Genomic DNA, 18,071 nt, shown 5'->3' with positions numbered 1-18,071 from the left:
GTCTGGTTAAAATTATATTTTTAAACAAAATTTTGAAGATGAAGAAACTACTTATAGGTATAGGATTAGGTATGGTTACTGTTATTGGATTAAGCATGATCCAAACAAGCGATAGCGACGAATCGGTAACAATTGAAAAAACACCAACTCTAAAGACGGATAAAAAACTGGTAAATGATTACAACGTTTACAGTTTCAATGTGCCTGAAAACCTAAATTTTGCTGGTGAAACAGTTCCTTTAAATATGCCAGATATTAGAGAACGTGCCGATAGAGAATTCCTTGTAAATACCTACTGGCAGTCTAATGGTATTTTGTTAATTAAACGAGCTCAAAAATATTTTCCAATCATTGAACCCATTTTACGTGAATATAATATTCCCGATGACTTTAAATATCTAGCCGTAATTGAAAGTGGTCTACAACCAGTTACTTCACCTGCTGGCGCCAGCGGCTTTTGGCAAATAATGAAGGCAACAGGAAAGGAGTATGGTCTAGAAGTAAATAGTAATGTCGATGAGCGTTTTCACATTGAAAAAGCAACACGTGTAGCATGTGAATATCTTAAGAATAGTAAAGAGCGCTTTGGAAGTTGGACTCTTGCTGCAGCAGCATATAATGCTGGTAACGCAGGCATTAATCGAGAGTTAGAAAAACAACAAGTGGATAATTATTATGACCTTGCACTTAATCCAGAAACGGGTCGCTATATGTTCAGAATAATGGCCATCAAAGAGATTTTGCAAGCTCCAGAAAAGTTTGGTTTCAATGTTGAACCAGATCATGCGTATGAACTAGTTCCTACAAAGGATGTAACAGTTGATTATGAAATTGAAGATTTGTCCGCTTTCGCGAAAGCGCAAAATATCAACTACAAAATTTTAAAGATTCACAATCCGTGGTTGCGAGAAGGCAAATTGAACAATCAATCTAGAAAAGTGTACCAAATTAAAATTCCTGAAGCAGGCTATTATAACTGATGATTTTAGATTGGGTTTACCGTAATTGGTTTTTTACAGCACTAGTACTTAATTATGTAGTAGCGTTGACAGGTGCCTTTTTTTTAATAAAAAGCAATCAAAACCCACGTAAAACGGTTTCATCCCTTCTCTTTCTTATTGCGCTTCCATTTATTGGTCTTATAATCTATTACTTTTTTGGTTTAGAATATAGGAAGTCTAAAATTTTTAAACGTAAGGACTTAGATGCTAATGTCTTAGTAAAAGAATGGAACGAGCGTTTACAAATCTCAGATCAACGTATTCATGAGCTGGATGATCAAGCCCTAATGGATCGTTTAAAAATGGTTAAGTTGCTCAAACATAACCAAAACGCCTATCTAACTCTGAAAAATGACGTCAAGGTCTTAATTAATGGAAACGCCACTTTTGAATCCATATTTAAGGATATTGATGAAGCCCAAGATCACATTCATCTAGAATATTTTATTTTCAATGACGACAATATTGGGAATGCGTTTATTGATAAGTTAAAAGAGGCTAGAAATCGTGGGGTAGAGGTCAAGCTTATTTATGATTCTGTAGGTAGTGATTTATCACGAGCAGGTAAAAATCGTATGAGAGATGCTGGTATTGATTATCATTCTTTCATGCCAGTGTTGTTTTCAGATTTTACGAGAAAAGCCAATTATAGAAACCATCGTAAAATATGTATCATAGATGGCCATATAGGATATCTAGGAGGAATTAACGTAAGCGATAGTTACGTAAATAAGAAAGGAGATACTGGAAGATTATACTGGAGAGATACTCATTGTCGTATTGAAGGTCATGCAGTAAAATCGTTACAAGTACAGTGGTTGTTAAACTGGTATTTTGTTTGTCAATGTGACAAAGAGGAACTACCACATGAAATACCATCAAGTTATTTTCCCGAAATTGATGAGGTAGAAGATGTCGCTGTTCAAATAGCTGCAAGCGGTCCCGATACTGATTGGGCCAATATAATGGAAGCACTTTTTATTGCGATCAATACCGCGCAACGATGTGTGAGGATTACCACTCCTTACTTTATACCTAATGAATCCATTTTAACCGCTTTAAAAAGTGCTGCAAGATCTGGAATTGAAATAGAAATTCTTGTTCCTAGAAAAGGTGATAGTTGGGCTGCAAGATATGCTAGTAGGTCTTATTTCACCGAAATATTAGAAAGTGGCGTTAAGTTGTACTGGTACACTAAAGGAATGCTACATGCAAAAACTATGGTGGTTGATGATCACTTTGCTACGATAGGAACTTCAAACATGGATTACCGTAGTTTTGATATAAATTTTGAAATCAATGCTTTGATGTATAATGAACGAATAAGTAAAGAATTAAATGATTTATTTGATAAGGATTTACTTGACAGTGAACAAATTATACTAGAAAGGTGGGAAAAAAGAAATAAACTGAACAAATTTAAAGAGTCTTTTTGTAGATTGTGGGCTCCATTATTATAACATGAAACCAAAAGCCAAAATGTCTCTTACAACTATTTTATTATTACTTCTTTTAGGATTACTTGCTGGATTATTGAGCGGTAGCGTGGGCGTAGGCGGTGGTGTTATCATGGTGCCATTAGCTATTTGGTTCTTAGGTTACAATCAACATGATGCACAAGGATTAAGTCTTGCAGTTCTTGCGGTTCCAGTGACCTTTTTAGCAGCTTATAATTATCATAAAGCTGGTGAAGGATTAGACTGGCGATATGCCCTAGTAATTGCAGCAGCCTTTGTAATAGGTGGCTATTTTGGTTCAAAGATAGCAGTCAAAATAGACCAGCAAACTTTAAAAAAAATATTTGGGGTTGTTTTAATAATTGTTGCTATTAAAATGATTTTCTTCTCGCAGGCAAAGCCAGCCGAATAGATATTAAAAGTATCTTAAATGCCAATTCAAGATTTATTTACTTGTATTTTTATATCATCAAAATATTAAAATACATGAAACGTTTATTTTTATTCTTATTGATTTGTGCAACTACAGCTGTTACAGCACAAATACAAACTCCGCAACCTAGTCCTGCGGCAAAGGTCATGCAAAAGGTAGGTCTAACAGATATTACTGTTGAATATTCTAGACCAGCAATGAGAGGTCGTACGATATTTGGAGACTTAGTACCATTTGACAAAATATGGCGCACAGGAGCAAATGCAAATACGACTATCACAGTTGGAGATGATTTTACCTTTGGTGGGACAGATGTTAAAGCAGGAACTTATGCTGTATTTACTAAACCTGGTAAAAAACAATGGGATGTTTACCTGTATAGTAAAACAGACAATTGGGGTGCACCAAGATCTTGGGACGAATCATTAGTCGTGGCAACTGCAACAGTGCCAGTTCAAGAAATGAACTTAACTCAAGAAAGTTTTACAATAGGGATTAATGAATTATCTATGGATAGCGCTCATTTGCAAATTAGTTGGGAAAATTCATTAGTAGCTATTCCAATTACCGTACCTACTAAGAAGAAAACCGAGGAAAGTATCATGAAAGTAATGTCTGGCGAGGCACAACCATCGGTTAATGATTATTATAGTGCAGCCGCTTTTTACTATGAAGCGGGAACGAACCTAGAACAAGCTCTAGAATGGATTACCAAAGCAACAGAAATGAATGATAAGGCTTTCTGGATGTTCACTAGGAAGTCCTTAATAGAAGAGAAGCTGGGTAAAAAGAAAGACGCTATAAAGTCTGCTAAAACAGCCCTAGCCTTAGCAAAGGATCAGAAAAATGCTGATTATGTAAAAATAAATGAAGACAACTTAAAGCGCTGGGGCGCGATGTAAGTTGGATCTTATTAAAAAAAACGCTGTTCAACTGAACAGCGTTTTTTTTTACCGCTTTATAGTTATAACAAGTTTTAATTATAAAACATCGTGTCAAGAGATGGGTAAATCTCGACAAGCGTGATAATTCTAGTAGCTATCATTAAAAGGCAAATTAAAATACTTATAACTAAAGCAGGAATTTTCAAACTTTTCTTAGTAACTGCTAGTGCAAGTGCAATTGGTACAAAACCGTAAACTATGCCTGCGGCAAATTGAATTAAGTAAGTAGTTTTATTAAAATTTAAATTGAGTAAGCTTATAAGAATTAGGTGTATCAACATGAAAATAAGGACACCTATTAAAATATAACTACTTCTAGTGAGGTTAGTTTTTATTTGGTTTACTCTAGATTTAGGTAACGATATTAATTCATTATCCTTAAAAGGATTATGGTCTTCTGGCTGTTCCATTGAGCTTATATTCTATTTAAGTGTGGTTCATTATTATAATCGCCTAATTGAATTAGGAAAGCAAATACAATCGTTAATATTGCACCTAGTGGATTAAGCCATAAGAAAGGTAAAATCTCGATACCTGGTACAAATTCATGTAAAATAGCACAAGTGGCTACAATTACTTGTGACAGGCATGCTGCAATAAAAATAGCCTTACCTTTAATATGTTTTATATACAAAGCAACAAGAAAGATACCTAAGATAGTACCGTAAAAAATGGAGCCTATAAAGTTAACTAGCTGTATTAAATTATCAAATAATGATACAACTGATGCAAATCCTATAGCTGCAATTCCCCAAGCCAGTGTAAACCACTTTGACATACGCACGTAGTGATCATCATCACGTTCTGTTTTACTGAATCGTTTATAAATATCAACAGCAGTGGTGGACGATAAGGCATTTAATTCTGATGCAGTAGAACTCATCGCTGCACTTAGGATAACAGCAAGTAATAATCCTATTAAACCTTTAGGTAAGTGATTGAGGATAAAATGTATAAATACAAAATCTTTGTCATTTGTTTCAATACCTTCATCTGCCTTTTCAATAAGAATTCTTGCTTTACTTCTATTGTATTCTTCCTCGGCGCGCAGTCGGTTTAATTCTACTTTTAAATTGTTATTTTCATAACCATCAGCAAGTATAGCAGCGTATTGCTTTTGAGTTTGTTGCTTTTCTTCTAGTATGGATTTGTGATTATTCTGTAACTTAATGTATTCCTGCTTATACTCGCTTTCTAACACGGCTTGTTCTCCTGCTGGATTGAAGTTTAGTGGTGTAGTATTAAATTGATAGAATACAAAGACCATTACACCTACTAGTAGAATAAAAAATTGCATCGGGACTTTAAGTAAGCCATTGAAAAGCAAACCTATTCTCATTTGTTTTACCGATTTTCCAGATAAATATCGCTGTACTTGAGATTGATCGGTCCCAAAATAACTAAGCATAAGAAAGGTTGCTCCAAATAACGCACTCCACACATTATACCTATCTTGATACGAAAAATCAAAGTCTAGAATTTTCATTTTTTCTGCATCACCAGCCATTTGCAACGCATTGTCAAAGGTTACGTTCTCTGGTAATGCTGTTACAATTAAAACAAAGGCTGTAATCATTCCTGCCATGATAACAATCATTTGTTGCTTTTGAGTAACATTAACCGCTTTGGTACCACCAGAGACTGTGTAAATGATTACTAATATTCCTATTAAAATATTTAGGTATTTCAGTTCCCAACCAAGTACGGAACTTAGGATAATAGCCGGTGCATAAATCGTTATTCCTGCGGCAAGACCACGTTGTATAAGAAATAGTATAGAGGCTAGAGACCTCGTTTGTACATTAAATCTATTCTCTAAAAATTCATAGGCCGTATAAACTTTGAGTTTATGGTAAACAGGAATAAAACTTATACAAATTATCACAACCGCTATCGGTAGACCAAAATAAAACTGAACGAATTCCATTCCTTCTGTATATGCTTGCCCTGGAGTACTTAAAAAAGTGATAGCGCTGGCTTGTGTTGCCATGACTGATAACCCAACAGTCCACCATCGGGCATCACCTCCTTTTAAATATTGTTCACTACTTTGTTTTCCTCTAGTTTTATAAACACCATAAAATACAATAAAGGCTAGAGTAGAGGCTAGAATAAACCAATCAATTGTTCCCATACCTCATACTAATTAAATAGAAAATCACCGCAAAAACAATGTTTGCAGCTATAAGACCTATATATACCTTGCTCCATTTTTTAGAATTTCCTTTCTTCATCTTGCTGTTTAATTGGTTCCTTTTCGATACTTAAACTCAACATGTTTGCAAGCAACTTATAAGCTCCAGAAACTCCTGCAGGTAATTCCCTAAATAAGCTCAAACCTGTGTAAACTATATGTCCATCACCGTATTTACCTACTAGTAAACTTCCTTTGGTCATAGGCTCACCAGCGTCATTCATACCTAGAATAGGTGTAAAATTATCGTTCCATTTTTCAGGAAAATACAAACCTCTTTCTTGAACCCATCCTTCAAAGTCTTCATTCGTAATGCTATTAGGCTGGTTCATGATTCTGTGATCTGGTGCAAGAAAAGTCACAACAGAATTTTCATCTGTTACACGCTTTCGCGAAAGCGTAATATCTAACGGTCCTAGTTCATTATCACCGATACCGCGATTAGTATTGTACTGCATGATGAGTGTTCCACCTGAGGCTACATAAGTGTCAAGGATATCCTTTAACGCCGCCATTTCTTGTTTGTAAACGTTAAAGGCTCTTATTCCAATTACTACGGCATCATAATCTGAAAGATTTGCAGGAACTTCTGAAGGATCAAAAAAGCTTACCTGGCTGCCCATCGCAGCTATTGCTTGACCTACTTGATCACCAGCACCATTAATATATGCGACCGAGTTTGCAAAGTTAGTTATACCTGGTTGTACGAGTTGAACTTCGTTATTACGCACCCATTGTTGATTAGGAATATGTTCATAATTAATGGAAATTACCTCTTGGGTATAGGATTTATCATTTACGGTTAAAATAGCGCTGGCTAATCCTTTACTTGCTTGTGATGGGGCAGTTACAATAAAGTTATATTGTTTTTGATATCCTTTTAAAAGGTCATCAATAGTGATATGCTCTGGCTTTACCTTCCAATCAGTAGGTACACATAATTCAAGTTTCGCATTTCTGAAATTTTTATATGCGTGTACATTAACAGTTATCTTTTGTTTTTGGCTTTGAGTGAAGATAAAAACAGGATTATCGATGGATAAAGATACTTCTGGAGTAATTTTAAGAGGTTCTCTAACCTCACCTCTTACAGGATCAGTTCTTTTATGAATCACGGGTATTTTGAAAGGAATGGCTTGATCCTTAATCCTAATAATTCCTCTTACTAAAAATGGACTATCTAATTCTGGTTTTCCTATTTGTTCTGGATCATTTACTACGTACATACCTACAGTACCTTTTTGTTTAAGATAGTAAGGTGTAGTAGTTTCAAAATAGGAAGGAACCTTCAACTTTCCGGTTAGTTGCTTTGACTCATATTCTGAAAGTATAATATTGTTTTCTTTAATTTCTACTAGGTTGCTAGGGATGAATTCAATTGAAAAATCAATTTTAGACCTATTGGTTATCTCGATAAAAACATCACTTTCATTACCAATAGCAATTTGTTCATTTCTGGTAGATGCCACCATATAAATTCCAAGAATATTATTCAGAATATGATCAATTTCTTTTAATTTAATTGTTTTCCAGTGATCATTTTTAATTTTGGAAATATTTGATCGCAGTTCTAGTAGTGAAGGAATGCTAGCTTCTGGATTTTTAAAATCGTAATTTGAAACCAGGTTTTCATGTAAATCTTTTATCTTTTTTCCTCCCTTGACTCTTGTCCAAGTGGTATTTATTCCTGAAAATAAATCAGATTTATCTGTTGGAAAATCACCATCTATAAACTCTATATATTCCTTTTGTGGCGACCTGTCTCCACTACTACCAAAGCCTTGTGACTTGTGTTCACTTCGACTTAATGCTGCAATTTCATGATTTGACAAACCTTTATAATCATAAAATGGATTTGAGTTTATAGCGAGTAAATTTTTCTTGTCTGCTTGTTCAAAAGCCTCTTGACTACCATAAAACCACCAGCTCGTATTAAAAAACAGTCTGCTAGGTTGCCAAGTTTCGAGTGTTTTTAATTGATTTCCAAAGGCATTTTTATCTCCTGCAGCCTTAAAAGCTTCAACACTAAAAATAGCACTAGTTGTATGATGTCCATGAGTGGTGCCTGGTGTTCTATGATCAAAACGATTGATAATTATATCAGGTCGAAATTGTCTAATAATACGTACAACATCTTCCATAACTTGAGTTTTGTTCCAAATTTCAATCGTCTCATCTGGATGTTTTGAATACCCAAAATCATTTGCTCTGGTAAAAAACTGTTCGCCGCCATCTATGTTTCTTGCCTCAAGTAGTTCTTGAGTTCGGATCATTCCTAGTTGTTCTCTTAATTGTGGGCCAATGAGATTTTGACCACCATCTCCACGTGTAAGAGATAGATAAGCAGTTCTTGCCATTCTCTCGTTGGCTAAATAAGAAATTAGTCTTGTATTTTCGTCATCTGGATGAGCTGCTACGTAAAGTACTGTTCCCAGAAACCCTAATTTTTCAATATCGTGGAAAATTTGGGATGTAGTAACTGGTTTAGGAGTAAGGCGATTTTCTTGTGCAATTATGGGGTATGCAATCAAAATACCGCATACAAAAAGGAGGATCTTTTTCATACGGTGTGAAGATAAAAATTTAAGAGGTAATAATGAATGTAAAAGGCGTGCTTTTGACAATCAAAATAGCGTTATTCTTACTTAGTTAATTACTTGGTTTAGTAATTCCCAAAGTTCATCGTGAAAAACTATAGGTACTAGTTCATTGGCAGGGCTATCTCCCATACGCACAACAACCATATCCAGACTAGGAATAACATCGATAATCTGACCATTTTTTCCTAATGCACAGATCATATCGTCAGGAGCTGATGGAGTTAGTGAGGTAGGAAAAGAATTTGGTGATGAAGGAAAAACGATAGAGTTTTTACCATTAAGCCACCATAAATAGCCATAAGAAGGATTTAGGTTTTGAGAGGTGGATACCATGTCATTAAAATAAGTAGAATCACCCAGTACGGTTGTTGAATCCCATTGACCTTCGTTAAGAGTTAATAGACCAAATCTAGCCGCATCTCTTGCTGTAGAATAATATGTACTTCCATAGCCACCACTTAAAGGTAGCCAGAATCCATTCATCCCAATCTTATTTTCAATAGAGCTATCAGTGTAATTATTTAACGACGTTCCAGTAGCTACTTCTAAAACATCCTTAAGTAGGGTATAAGTTGCATTGTGATAATACCATTGTGAACCAGCATCTGATAAATAGGTCAAACATCCAGGATCAGTACAATCTGAATTTGAGACATTATAATCTATTCCTGTAGTAAACGTTAATTGGTGAAATAAGCTAATTTCATCTTCTTTATCACTAGGCATGGTTGTCCAACCTGGACCTAGATAATCACTTGTTTTATCGGCAATGTTCAGAAATCCTTCTTCTTGAGCAACTCCTACCATGGTTCCTGTAAGAGATTTTGATGCACTTGCCCAGTACCAATTGGAATTTGCCGTGAATGGCTGAGATTGTAGGTCTGTATTCCAATATTGCTCAACTATTATTTTACCGTTCACTAGAACTATAAAAGCTCTTGTTTCATTGTTTTCTAGAAAAGTAAACAGGTCGTTTAATTTTTGATCGTTCCAGTTTAAGGATTGTGTAGATTGAGTTTCCCAATCATTCGAATCAGAAGGAGGAAAATACATTCCAGTTTCTTGAATTTGATCATCAACGTTATTATCATCACTAGAACAAGCTAAAAAAGATAGAAATAGGAGGAAGAATAAATATTTCATGAGAGGTATTTGTCTTTTCTGACTATAAAAAGATGATTAAGTTTAAACTAATTAGAAGAAATTATTTTTTCTTCCTCTTCTTTAAGCTTTTATAATACTCATCTAGTACGCTTTTTCTACCTATGGTGTTTGTGATGATATCCTTTTCCAAATTCCATCCTCTAGCAGGGCTGTATTCACGGCCATACCATATTATTTGAAGATGTAGGTCGTTCCACTTTTCTTCTGGAAATAAGCGTTTAGCATCTTTTTCTGTTTGTACCACATTCTTCCCATTAGATAAGTTCCAACGATACATTAATCTGTGAATATGGGTATCAACAGGAAAAGCTGGTATCCCAAATGCTTGGGAAAGAACTACAGCAGCTGTTTTATGACCTACAGCTGGCAGCTCTTCTAATTCTTCATAGGTTTGTGGTACAAGACCATTATGTTTGTCTATTAAGATTTGCGATAATCCATGAATCCCTTTGGATTTCATAGGAGATAAACCTACTGGTTTAATGATTTCCCTTATTTCATCTACGCTTAATTTTACCATATCATACGGATTATCAGCTCTATCGAATAATAGAGGTGTGATTTGATTAACTCTCACATCTGTACTTTGAGCACTCATTAATACAGCAATTAATAACGTATAAGGATCAGTATGGTCTAAGGGTACAGGAATTTCTGGATACAATTCCTCGAGTTTATTTATGACGAAATTAACTTTGTCTGCCTTGTTCATTGTTGTAATTTAGAGCTTAAACAAAAATACGATTATGACCACTTTAAAAGCCGGAGATAAAGCTCCAGATTTTTCTATACCTAACCAAGACGGAAAGGAAATTTCTTTATCTGATTTTGCAGGAAAAAAGCTTGTCCTATTCTTTTATCCCAAAGCAAGTACTCCTGGATGTACTGCCGAAGCTTGTAATTTACGTGATAACGTAGATCGTTTTCGCGCAAGCGGATACGAAATTTTAGGAGCAAGTGCCGATAGTCAAAAAAGACAATTGAATTTTAAAAATAAACATGAACTTTCTTACGACCTTTTATCTGATGAGGATCATACGCTGTTAAATGCTTATGGTGTTTGGGGTCCTAAAAAATTTATGGGTAAGGAGTATGACGGAATTCACAGAACAACATTTGTAATAAATGAAGAAGGAATTATTGAGGATGTGATATCAAAAGTTAAAACAAAAGATCACACAGCTCAAATATTAGTCGATTAAGTATTGTACAAGGATAAAAAAGCCTCAATTTAAATGAAATTGAGGCTTTTTTTATTTTTATCAAATCAATTCAGTTACACAGGAGCATCTTCATTTTGCTCTTTTGCTGAACTTTCGTGTCCAAAGAAATGTTGATTCTCAATAAGATTTGCAACTCCATTAGGTAGCATTTCTTGCCATCCATCCTCTCCATTTTCAATCATACGTAAAACTTCTCTAGAAAATATATGTCCTATTGAGGCATCATAATCTTCTATGTCTTTAAGTTTTCCGTTGTATTTAAAGAATTTATACAATTCTTTCATTCTAGGATGAACTTTTAGGTTTTCACTGGTAATCATCTCTCCGGTTTCAGTGTCTTTCATTGGATATAGATAGACTCTTAAATCCTTAAAGAATAATTTACCAAATGCTTCTAGAATTCCACCACTTAAATGAGTATAGTATTTGGTGTCAAAAATATCGACCAGATTATTCACTCCCATAACTAGTCCAATTCTAGCTTTGGTATAATTATTAAGATATTCTACTAATCGGTAATATTCTTTGAAGTTTGAAATGAGTACTGTGTGTCCTAGTGAACAAAGCAATTCTGCTCTATGTAAGAAGTCTTCTTCATCAATTTCACCACTAGCTTTAAGATTGGAAAGGGTGATTTCAAATAAAGTTTGCAGCTTTTCTTCAGTTACTGTTCCAGATTGTATAAAGCGTTTTTTTGCAGTTTCATACATATCCATATTTACTTTGGTCACTGGTCGGAAAGAACCTCGTAAACAAAGTACATTTTTCTTATAAAGTATGCGGGCAGCTAGTATGTTATTACCATCTGGTCCAAACACAACAGCCTCCGTCATTCCGTTTTTAATAAGCTGTAAACTCATCAAACGGTTGTCTACATTTTCAAATCTAGGACCAGAGAAATTGATCATATCAATTTCAATTTTATCCATATCAATGTGATCGTATAGGTATTTCAATAATTTTTTAGGCTGATCATATTTATAGAAGGCACCATAAATAAGATTAGTTCCTAATATACCTAAAGTAATTTGTTGTAGTCTAGCATCACGTTCCTTAAACCTTACGTGCAGAATAATCTTTGAATATTCCTCACCAGGCGAAGCTTGAAATTTAATACCTACCCAACCATGACCTAGATATTTTTTGCAAAGTCTATGGTTGCAACTGTATTGGCATAGGTGAAAAACATTTTCTCAGGATGCTTTTCTCTAGATAAACGATCCTCAATAAGCTCTGTTTCGTATTCTAACATACGTTGCAATCTAGCCTCGGTTACGTAACGACCATCATCCTGAATACCATAAACAGCATCAGAGAAGTCTTTATCATAAGCACTCATAGCTTTTGCAATAGTTCCACTAGCGCCACCAGATCTAAAAAAATGGCGAACTGTTTCTTGACCAGCACCTATTTCGGCAAATGTTCCGTAGATGTTTTTGTTAAGATTTATTCTTAAGGCTTTATTCTTTAACGATGGGATGGATTCAAAATCCTGATCTCCAGGTAAACTGCTAGGCATATTAGTACGATTACAAATCTGTTAGTACAAAGGTATGAAACCACAGTAGTACTCAAAAAAATTATCTCTAATTTTAAGCCAAATTATGAAAACGAAAATTACCATATTAGGCTCAGGTACATCACAAGGAATTCCCGTAATAGGAAGCACACATCCAGTATGTTTAAGTGATGACCCTAGAGACAAAAGATTGCGCGTGAGCGCTATGATCGAGACAGAAGGAATAAGATTTATCATTGATGTAGGTCCAGACTTTAGACAACAAATGCTTACCAATAAAGTAACTGAAATTGATGCTGTACTTTTTACTCACGAGCACGCAGATCATACAGCAGGTCTAGATGACCTAAGGCCATTTTACTTCAGGCAAGGTGACCTTGATTGTTATATGACTCATCGTGTACACCTGGCCTTACAACAACGATTTTCCTATATGTTTGAAACCGTCAATAAATATCCTGGTGTAGCTACACTAGATGTTCATGAATTTGATAAAGACGAGTTTGAAGTTAAAGGTATTAGGGTAATTCCTGTTCTTGCAGATCATGGTTACATTCCAGTTCATGGCTTTAGAATTAATGATGTTGCCTATATGACCGATGTAAAAACCATTACCGATAAAGAATTAAAAAAACTGGAAAACTTAGATATTCTTGTAATTAATATGCTTCGTCACGAACCTCATAATACGCATCTTAATTTGGATGAAGCTTTGGAGTTAATTAATAAAATATCACCACAAAGAACCTATTTTACTCACATAAGTCATCATCTTGGTTTTCATGCCGAAGTAGAGCCCACATTACCAGATAATGTGTACCTTGCTTACGATAATTTAGAAATTACGACTTGATCTATGAAAAAGAATCTTTATCTCTATTTATTCATTTTTGCTTCACTTATAGCTCTTATTTTTTATGTAAACGGTAGAAAATATCAAACCCAGCTAGAACAAAAAATAGTGGAACTAAAAAAGGAAGCTGATAAACAAGAAGAAAAGCTAGAAACAGTTCAGGCCCAAATTGCCATAGCCGACTTTATCACGATAAAAGGCAATCCTGAAGCCGAAAATTATTTTCTTAAATACAATCTTACAAGTTCTCAAGTTGAAGCCTTACTTTATGATAAATTACTAGAGCTCAATATTAAAGATGGTGGTAACCCTTTGATCCCATACATTGGAGCCAATCGAGGATTTGCTATTGACCAAATACAAACCCTAAACCATAAATGGATAGCAGCTAATTTTACTGATGGTGATCAATGGGGTGATGTTTTACTTAAATATGAAATTGATCAAGATCAGGAAGTGACTTTTGAAACCATCGAGACAGTTTTATATACCAAAAACCGTGGTTAAAAGATGCGTTTTTCTAACCATTCCTTCATATCGTAAAAATTATCTCTAGAAACCCCATGTCCTATTGGATAATTTTTATAAAGATAATCAGCTTTTAATTCACTCATGAATTTAGGAGCTTCACTGGCCCAATCCAGCGGTATTACTTGATCCATAGTTCCGTGAGAAATAAAATAATTGGTCTTTTTTACGCTTTCGCGAAAGCGTGCCACCACATCATCCTCATTTTCAATAAGCTCTTTATTTAAGTAACCACTCATTGCAACCACATTATTAAACATTCCCAAATGTTTAAAACTTAACGCATAAGACAAAATAGCACCTTGACTAAACCCAAGTAAATTAATGTTATTAGGATCTATAGAATAGGAATTCTTAAGCTCTTCTATAAATGTATCTAACAGTTCCATGCTTGATTTTGCTTGATCGAGATCACTAAATTTTCCTCCTGCTGCATCAAAATTAATGGCGTACCATGCTGCACCATAAGGTGGGATTTCATAAGGAGCTCTGGCACTCACCACAAAGATGTTAGGATCTATTTCGGAAGAAAAGGAAAATAAATCTTCCTCATTACTACCGTATCCATGAAGTAATAGGAGTAAAGGAGCATTTTCTTGAACTGCTGGACGTATTATATGTTTGATGGAGAGAGAAGTATTTGTCATATTATTTTATAAAACTAAACCATTTTTGAAAGTAATCACCAATAAAAGGTAAGGCTATCATTTGATTGCGCAATGCGCTCAATAAGCCTAAAACCGCGACAAGTACAATAAGCGAAATGATAAGCAGTGCAAGCCAGCCCTGTTCTATTATAGGTGTAAAAGCATTAATTAAAATTGCAACTATCCCTATACCAAACATTTGTCGTAAATGAAAGGCAGCAAATTGTTGACCTTTACCATTGTTCAGTAATATGGCAGTTCCTAAAATTGCTATGAACAAGAAGATATGTATAAATAGGCCAAACACACTACAATAGCCTAGTATAGCAAGGCCTTTTCCAGGAGGATTACTCATATATTTTTATTTTTTTCCATTAATTATTCCTAAAACGCGACCACGCGTTTTACATCCTAATAAAGCACAATTCTTTGATGTTGATACTAGGTCGGTGCTAGTTATTGTATCGTTTTCTGAATCTGTGAACATCGTTATTACTGCTTTATGATTCGCTTGTATTCGAGGTCGCTCAATTGGAAAAACATCATAAGCTCCTGTGAGGAGCTTAACACTAGTATAGGTATCAACGACAGCGTTTAATGCTTTAAATGTTACTTCTATAGCCGTAGCACCAGATTTAGCTCGATCAAATTCTAGTTTTTTATGCTCAATATCTAGTGGTATATGATCAGATGTAACCATTTGTACCTTACCTGATTTTACATCTTGGAGTAGTGCTGTTTTTTCTTCTTCATTACGCAGTGGTGGATCTAATTTGAAATTGGCTTCAAAGCCTAATAAACTTTGACTGTCTAGAAGAAGATTATTAATACTTACGCTACATGAAGCAGATAATCCCTGACTGCGTGCTTCATCAATCAAATTTACACTCTCTGATAGACTGACCGTTGGGAAGTGGAGCAATCCACCCGTATAGGATAGAATTTGAAGATCTCGAGCCACTTGAACGGTTTCGGCCATGGCTGGTTTAGACTTTAAACCTAATAAGGCGGTTGTAGAATCTTCATTTACCATACCTTTTCCTGCTAGGTCTGAATTTTCAGGGTATGATTGTATCACAGCATTAAATCCTGTACTGTATTGAAGAGCAACTTTCATCAAGTTGGCATTGGTTATTGATTTTTTAAAGTCATAAAACCCTGCTGCACCAGCTTCTATCATATCATAGAGTTCTGCTAGATGTTCACCTTTTTGAGATAAGGTCAAAGATCCAATAGGTATAAGATCTACTGGCTGATCATTCAAATAGTTTTTCAAGGATTTAATTTGCGATCCTTCTTCTGGATTAGGTTGATTATTAGGGTTAAGTAATACTGTTGTGAAACCACCAATTGAAGCTGCATTTACAAGGTTTTTAAGCGTTTGTCTTTCTTCAAAACCAGGCTCACCAGAACATACACTACTATCTATCCAGCCTATAGAAATGTGTAATCCTTCAACGTTTATGATATGTTCAATTTGTTGATCTTCACTAATATTAGAAGCTATTTTTTTTATAATTCCATCTTCAATAAGAATATCTTGAATTGTGTAATGATGATCAGAATATTCATCAAGAATTTTTGCTTGCTTTATCAGTATCATTTCAAATATTTTAATATCAAGGTTTCAAGTAAAAAGAAAAGTAATGCACCGCATACGAACCATTGCCATAATGATGTTATATTTTCCTCGCTGCTTAATTGACTCATTAAATCTTTGACAGAGCTGTAGGTATCTAAAGATTGTAATTCGTAAAAACTTTGTTTATTTTCTAATCTATCATTATTAAAACTAATATTTCCAACAGCAACACCTGAATAACTTAAGGTATAATTTCCTGCTGATAAGTCAATTCCATCAGTTTGAATTTCTACTTTATTATTAAAAGCCTTTTGTAGAGGAATTACTTCGATTTCTTGATTACTTATAGTAACAATCTCATCCTGTTTTACATTTACAGGAATAGTGATTTTATCCGATTGATTTGTTTTGTAAAACAGTCGAGAAGGTGACAAGCTACTTATTGCAAAATTGTAAAATATGGGAACAATAAGAGGTGAGCTTTTAAAATTTGAATTGGACTCATTTAAGCTAGAAGTAAAAATATAGGTACCGTCGTCCTCGTACAAAAAGGAGGAATTATCCTCATAGGTTAAAATGGAAGGAACAGGTTTTGATGGTAAAATAACTTTTGAAACCGTTGGGTATTGAAAATTTGATACTCTTTTATTAAAAACTCCTTTGAATAAAGGATGCTCAAAATTGATATTTGTAATTTTCTTGTCTGCATTTACCTGCTGGCTTAAAGGAGTAATTCCTAAAAAAGCAGTTGTCATTTCTGAACTAGGAATTATTACCAATTTTCCTCCATTTAATTTAAAGCGTCTCAATGTCGATTCTAATTCACTAGAGAAGTCGTCTAGTTCATTTAATATTATAAGATTTTGATCGGGTATAAGATTATAATTAAGTTGATTTGAATTAACACTTGTTAGATTGAACTCATCACCCTTGTATAGCTTTTTAAGAAAATCATCCTTTTCATTATTAATTGCAAGAATATTGACACGTAGTTTTTCTTGTTCACTTATATACAACGTATTATCAAATTCTAAATCGTTTGACTGTATATTAAGTTGACCTGTTAAAGGTTCACCAAGAGTATAATTGAATTGAGCTATCGCTTTATTGTTTTCAAACTCAATGGATGTTTTTGCAATAAGTTTTCCTTTATGATTTAGAGCTATGGAAATAGCATTCTCAATAGGTGAACTTGAAGATAATAGAACCTTAAGTTCTTTATTTATACCAGTTTCCTTAAAAATAAACGCACTATCAATTGCAATGTTAATTTTATCTGGTGCATTTACCTGAATAATCCTTACAGATGATAATTTTGACGTATCTAATGGTTCTTCATTTAATTTTTGAAAGTCAGAGATTAATATGATCTCCTTTACATTCTTTTTATCACTAAAAAGGCTATTCGCTTTGAGCAAAGCTTGATTTAGATCAAATGGTTTTTTGGAGTAATTAAGGTCTAATAAATTATTTTTTACTTCTTTTAAGGTAACATTCTTGAATTCACTGTCATTTGTAATTAAATTAAAAGATTTTGAGCTAGGAATAGTTTCTATAAGCTGTTGAACACTTTGCTGTAATAAACTACCATTAGCTGCCTCTCTTTGCATAGAAAATGAGTTGTCCAAGTATATAGAGGTTTCTTTTTCCTTAATAGCCGTTTTGCTTCCAGGTATAAATGGTTGTGCAAAAGCAAGGACAATACAAGCAACAGCGCATAGCCTCGTTAATAAGGTAAGCCATTTTTTAATGGTGCGACTTTTTCGGGTCTGAGAAATTAACGGTTTGAGAAAAGCAACATTTGTAAAAGCTACTTTTTTAAACCTTCTTAACTGAAATAAATGAACAAGAATAGGTATTGCTAAAAATAAAAGTGCCCAAAGAAGTGTAGGATTCTTAAATACCATTCATTATAACCTTGGTTCA

16 protein-coding genes and 1 pseudogene are annotated in these 18,071 nt (G+C 34.3%); 7 read left to right on the top strand and 10 right to left on the bottom strand.

The genetic code is table 11. The annotated features are described in order from the left end of the window. The first annotated feature begins 38 nt into the window (after positions 1-38). The 4 genes from BST93_RS10750 (at position 39) to BST93_RS10735 (ending at position 3,793) form a co-directional block, all read left to right on the top strand. Positions 39-980: a lytic transglycosylase domain-containing protein gene (locus BST93_RS10750; protein ID WP_105019170.1), complete on the top strand. Its 942-nt coding sequence runs from the start codon at positions 39-41 to the stop codon at positions 978-980. Beyond that, on the top strand, positions 980-2,461 hold the full coding sequence (gene cls, locus BST93_RS10745) for a cardiolipin synthase (protein ID WP_308736872.1): 1,482 nt from the start codon (positions 980-982) through the stop codon (positions 2,459-2,461). Before BST93_RS10750 ends, cls begins: the two co-directional genes overlap by 1 nt. Before the next feature lie 19 nt (positions 2,462-2,480). Beyond that, the gene (locus BST93_RS10740; protein ID WP_060525115.1) at positions 2,481-2,870 is read left to right on the top strand and encodes a sulfite exporter TauE/SafE family protein; all 390 of its coding nucleotides are present in this window, start codon (positions 2,481-2,483) and stop codon (positions 2,868-2,870) included. 74 nt (positions 2,871-2,944) lie between these two features. After that, positions 2,945-3,793, top strand: coding sequence for a DUF2911 domain-containing protein (locus BST93_RS10735; RefSeq protein ID WP_105019169.1), 849 nt, complete (start codon positions 2,945-2,947; stop codon positions 3,791-3,793). A 74-nt stretch (positions 3,794-3,867) separates the two neighbouring features. On the opposite strand, the gene BST93_RS10730 is transcribed toward BST93_RS10735, so the two are convergent. The 5 genes from BST93_RS10730 to BST93_RS10710 form a co-directional block, all read right to left on the bottom strand. Next, complete coding sequence (locus tag BST93_RS10730) at positions 3,868-4,245, bottom strand: hypothetical protein (RefSeq protein ID WP_105019168.1); 378 nt, start codon at positions 4,243-4,245, stop codon at positions 3,868-3,870. A 5-nt stretch (positions 4,246-4,250) separates the two neighbouring features. Beyond that, positions 4,251-5,969 (bottom strand): sodium:solute symporter family protein, encoded by a 1,719-nt coding sequence (locus BST93_RS10725; RefSeq protein ID WP_105019167.1) that lies wholly within the window; start codon positions 5,967-5,969, stop codon positions 4,251-4,253. A gap of 80 nt (positions 5,970-6,049) precedes the next feature. Then, on the bottom strand, positions 6,050-8,593 hold the full coding sequence (locus BST93_RS10720; protein ID WP_105019166.1) for a PIG-L family deacetylase: 2,544 nt from the start codon (positions 8,591-8,593) through the stop codon (positions 6,050-6,052). A gap of 81 nt (positions 8,594-8,674) precedes the next feature. Next, a complete protein-coding gene (locus BST93_RS10715) occupies positions 8,675-9,772 on the bottom strand; it encodes a serine hydrolase domain-containing protein (RefSeq protein WP_105019165.1) in 1,098 nt (365 codons plus the stop codon). A 61-nt stretch (positions 9,773-9,833) separates the two neighbouring features. Next, positions 9,834-10,505 carry an endonuclease III domain-containing protein gene (locus BST93_RS10710; protein ID WP_042279314.1) on the bottom strand — a complete coding sequence of 224 codons (672 nt, stop codon included), beginning with the start codon at positions 10,503-10,505 and terminating at the stop codon, positions 9,834-9,836. A 34-nt stretch (positions 10,506-10,539) separates the two neighbouring features. Here BST93_RS10710 and bcp point away from each other — a divergent pair, with 34 nt between their 5' ends. Continuing rightward, the gene (gene bcp / locus BST93_RS10705; protein ID WP_042279312.1) at positions 10,540-10,995 is read left to right on the top strand and encodes a thioredoxin-dependent thiol peroxidase; all 456 of its coding nucleotides are present in this window, start codon (positions 10,540-10,542) and stop codon (positions 10,993-10,995) included. A 74-nt stretch (positions 10,996-11,069) separates the two neighbouring features. On the opposite strand, the pseudogene BST93_RS10700 reads toward bcp, so the two are convergent. Next, positions 11,070-12,535, bottom strand: a pseudogene (locus BST93_RS10700) (TonB-dependent receptor). Positions 12,536-12,620: 85 nt separating this feature from the next. Between BST93_RS10700 and BST93_RS10695 the strand changes: the two are divergent. Together BST93_RS10695 and BST93_RS10690 are read left to right on the top strand one after the other, a co-directional pair. Next, positions 12,621-13,388, top strand: coding sequence for an MBL fold metallo-hydrolase (locus tag BST93_RS10695; protein WP_105019164.1), 768 nt, complete (start codon positions 12,621-12,623; stop codon positions 13,386-13,388). A 3-nt stretch (positions 13,389-13,391) separates the two neighbouring features. Continuing rightward, positions 13,392-13,895, top strand: coding sequence for a hypothetical protein (locus BST93_RS10690; protein ID WP_042279305.1), 504 nt, complete (start codon positions 13,392-13,394; stop codon positions 13,893-13,895). On the opposite strand, the gene BST93_RS10685 is transcribed toward BST93_RS10690, so the two are convergent. Genes BST93_RS10685 through BST93_RS10670 form a run of 4 tightly spaced genes read right to left on the bottom strand, consistent with a single transcriptional unit; the run spans position 13,892 to position 18,052 of the window. After that, entirely contained in the window at positions 13,892-14,563 is a 672-nt protein-coding gene (locus BST93_RS10685) for an alpha/beta hydrolase (RefSeq protein WP_105019163.1), read from the bottom strand. The two genes, BST93_RS10690 and BST93_RS10685, sit on opposite strands and share 4 nt — an antisense overlap. 1 nt (position 14,564) lies before the next feature. Then, the gene (locus BST93_RS10680; protein WP_060524860.1) at positions 14,565-14,918 is read right to left on the bottom strand and encodes a hypothetical protein; all 354 of its coding nucleotides are present in this window, start codon (positions 14,916-14,918) and stop codon (positions 14,565-14,567) included. 6 nt (positions 14,919-14,924) lie between these two features. Then, positions 14,925-16,166, bottom strand: coding sequence for a dihydroorotase (locus BST93_RS10675; RefSeq protein WP_105019162.1), 1,242 nt, complete (start codon positions 16,164-16,166; stop codon positions 14,925-14,927). Then, positions 16,163-18,052, bottom strand: coding sequence for a BatA domain-containing protein (locus BST93_RS10670; protein WP_105019161.1), 1,890 nt, complete (start codon positions 18,050-18,052; stop codon positions 16,163-16,165). Before BST93_RS10670 ends, BST93_RS10675 begins: the two co-directional genes overlap by 4 nt. Between the last annotated feature and the right edge of the window lie 19 nt (positions 18,053-18,071).

The sequence above is a fragment of the Nonlabens tegetincola genome (genome assembly GCF_002954355.1).
GTDB lineage: Bacteria > Bacteroidota > Bacteroidia > Flavobacteriales > Flavobacteriaceae > Nonlabens > Nonlabens tegetincola.
This window is presented reverse-complemented; position numbering and strand designations above follow the sequence as displayed.

Coding starts and splice junctions, on each gene's coding strand:
- BST93_RS10750 (WP_105019170.1), top strand. CDS start 39: ATGAAGAAACTACTTATAGGTATAGGATTAGGTATGGTTACTGTTATT.
- cls (WP_308736872.1), top strand. CDS start 980: ATGATTTTAGATTGGGTTTACCGTAATTGGTTTTTTACAGCACTAGTA.
- BST93_RS10740 (WP_060525115.1), top strand. CDS start 2,481: ATGTCTCTTACAACTATTTTATTATTACTTCTTTTAGGATTACTTGCT.
- BST93_RS10735 (WP_105019169.1), top strand. CDS start 2,945: ATGAAACGTTTATTTTTATTCTTATTGATTTGTGCAACTACAGCTGTT.
- BST93_RS10730 (WP_105019168.1), bottom strand. CDS start 4,245: ATGGAACAGCCAGAAGACCATAATCCTTTTAAGGATAATGAATTAATA.
- BST93_RS10725 (WP_105019167.1), bottom strand. CDS start 5,969: ATGGGAACAATTGATTGGTTTATTCTAGCCTCTACTCTAGCCTTTATT.
- BST93_RS10720 (WP_105019166.1), bottom strand. CDS start 8,593: ATGAAAAAGATCCTCCTTTTTGTATGCGGTATTTTGATTGCATACCCC.
- BST93_RS10715 (WP_105019165.1), bottom strand. CDS start 9,772: ATGAAATATTTATTCTTCCTCCTATTTCTATCTTTTTTAGCTTGTTCT.
- BST93_RS10710 (WP_042279314.1), bottom strand. CDS start 10,505: ATGAACAAGGCAGACAAAGTTAATTTCGTCATAAATAAACTCGAGGAA.
- bcp (WP_042279312.1), top strand. CDS start 10,540: ATGACCACTTTAAAAGCCGGAGATAAAGCTCCAGATTTTTCTATACCT.
- BST93_RS10695 (WP_105019164.1), top strand. CDS start 12,621: ATGAAAACGAAAATTACCATATTAGGCTCAGGTACATCACAAGGAATT.
- BST93_RS10690 (WP_042279305.1), top strand. CDS start 13,392: ATGAAAAAGAATCTTTATCTCTATTTATTCATTTTTGCTTCACTTATA.
- BST93_RS10685 (WP_105019163.1), bottom strand. CDS start 14,563: ATGACAAATACTTCTCTCTCCATCAAACATATAATACGTCCAGCAGTT.
- BST93_RS10680 (WP_060524860.1), bottom strand. CDS start 14,918: ATGAGTAATCCTCCTGGAAAAGGCCTTGCTATACTAGGCTATTGTAGT.
- BST93_RS10675 (WP_105019162.1), bottom strand. CDS start 16,166: ATGATACTGATAAAGCAAGCAAAAATTCTTGATGAATATTCTGATCAT.
- BST93_RS10670 (WP_105019161.1), bottom strand. CDS start 18,052: ATGGTATTTAAGAATCCTACACTTCTTTGGGCACTTTTATTTTTAGCA.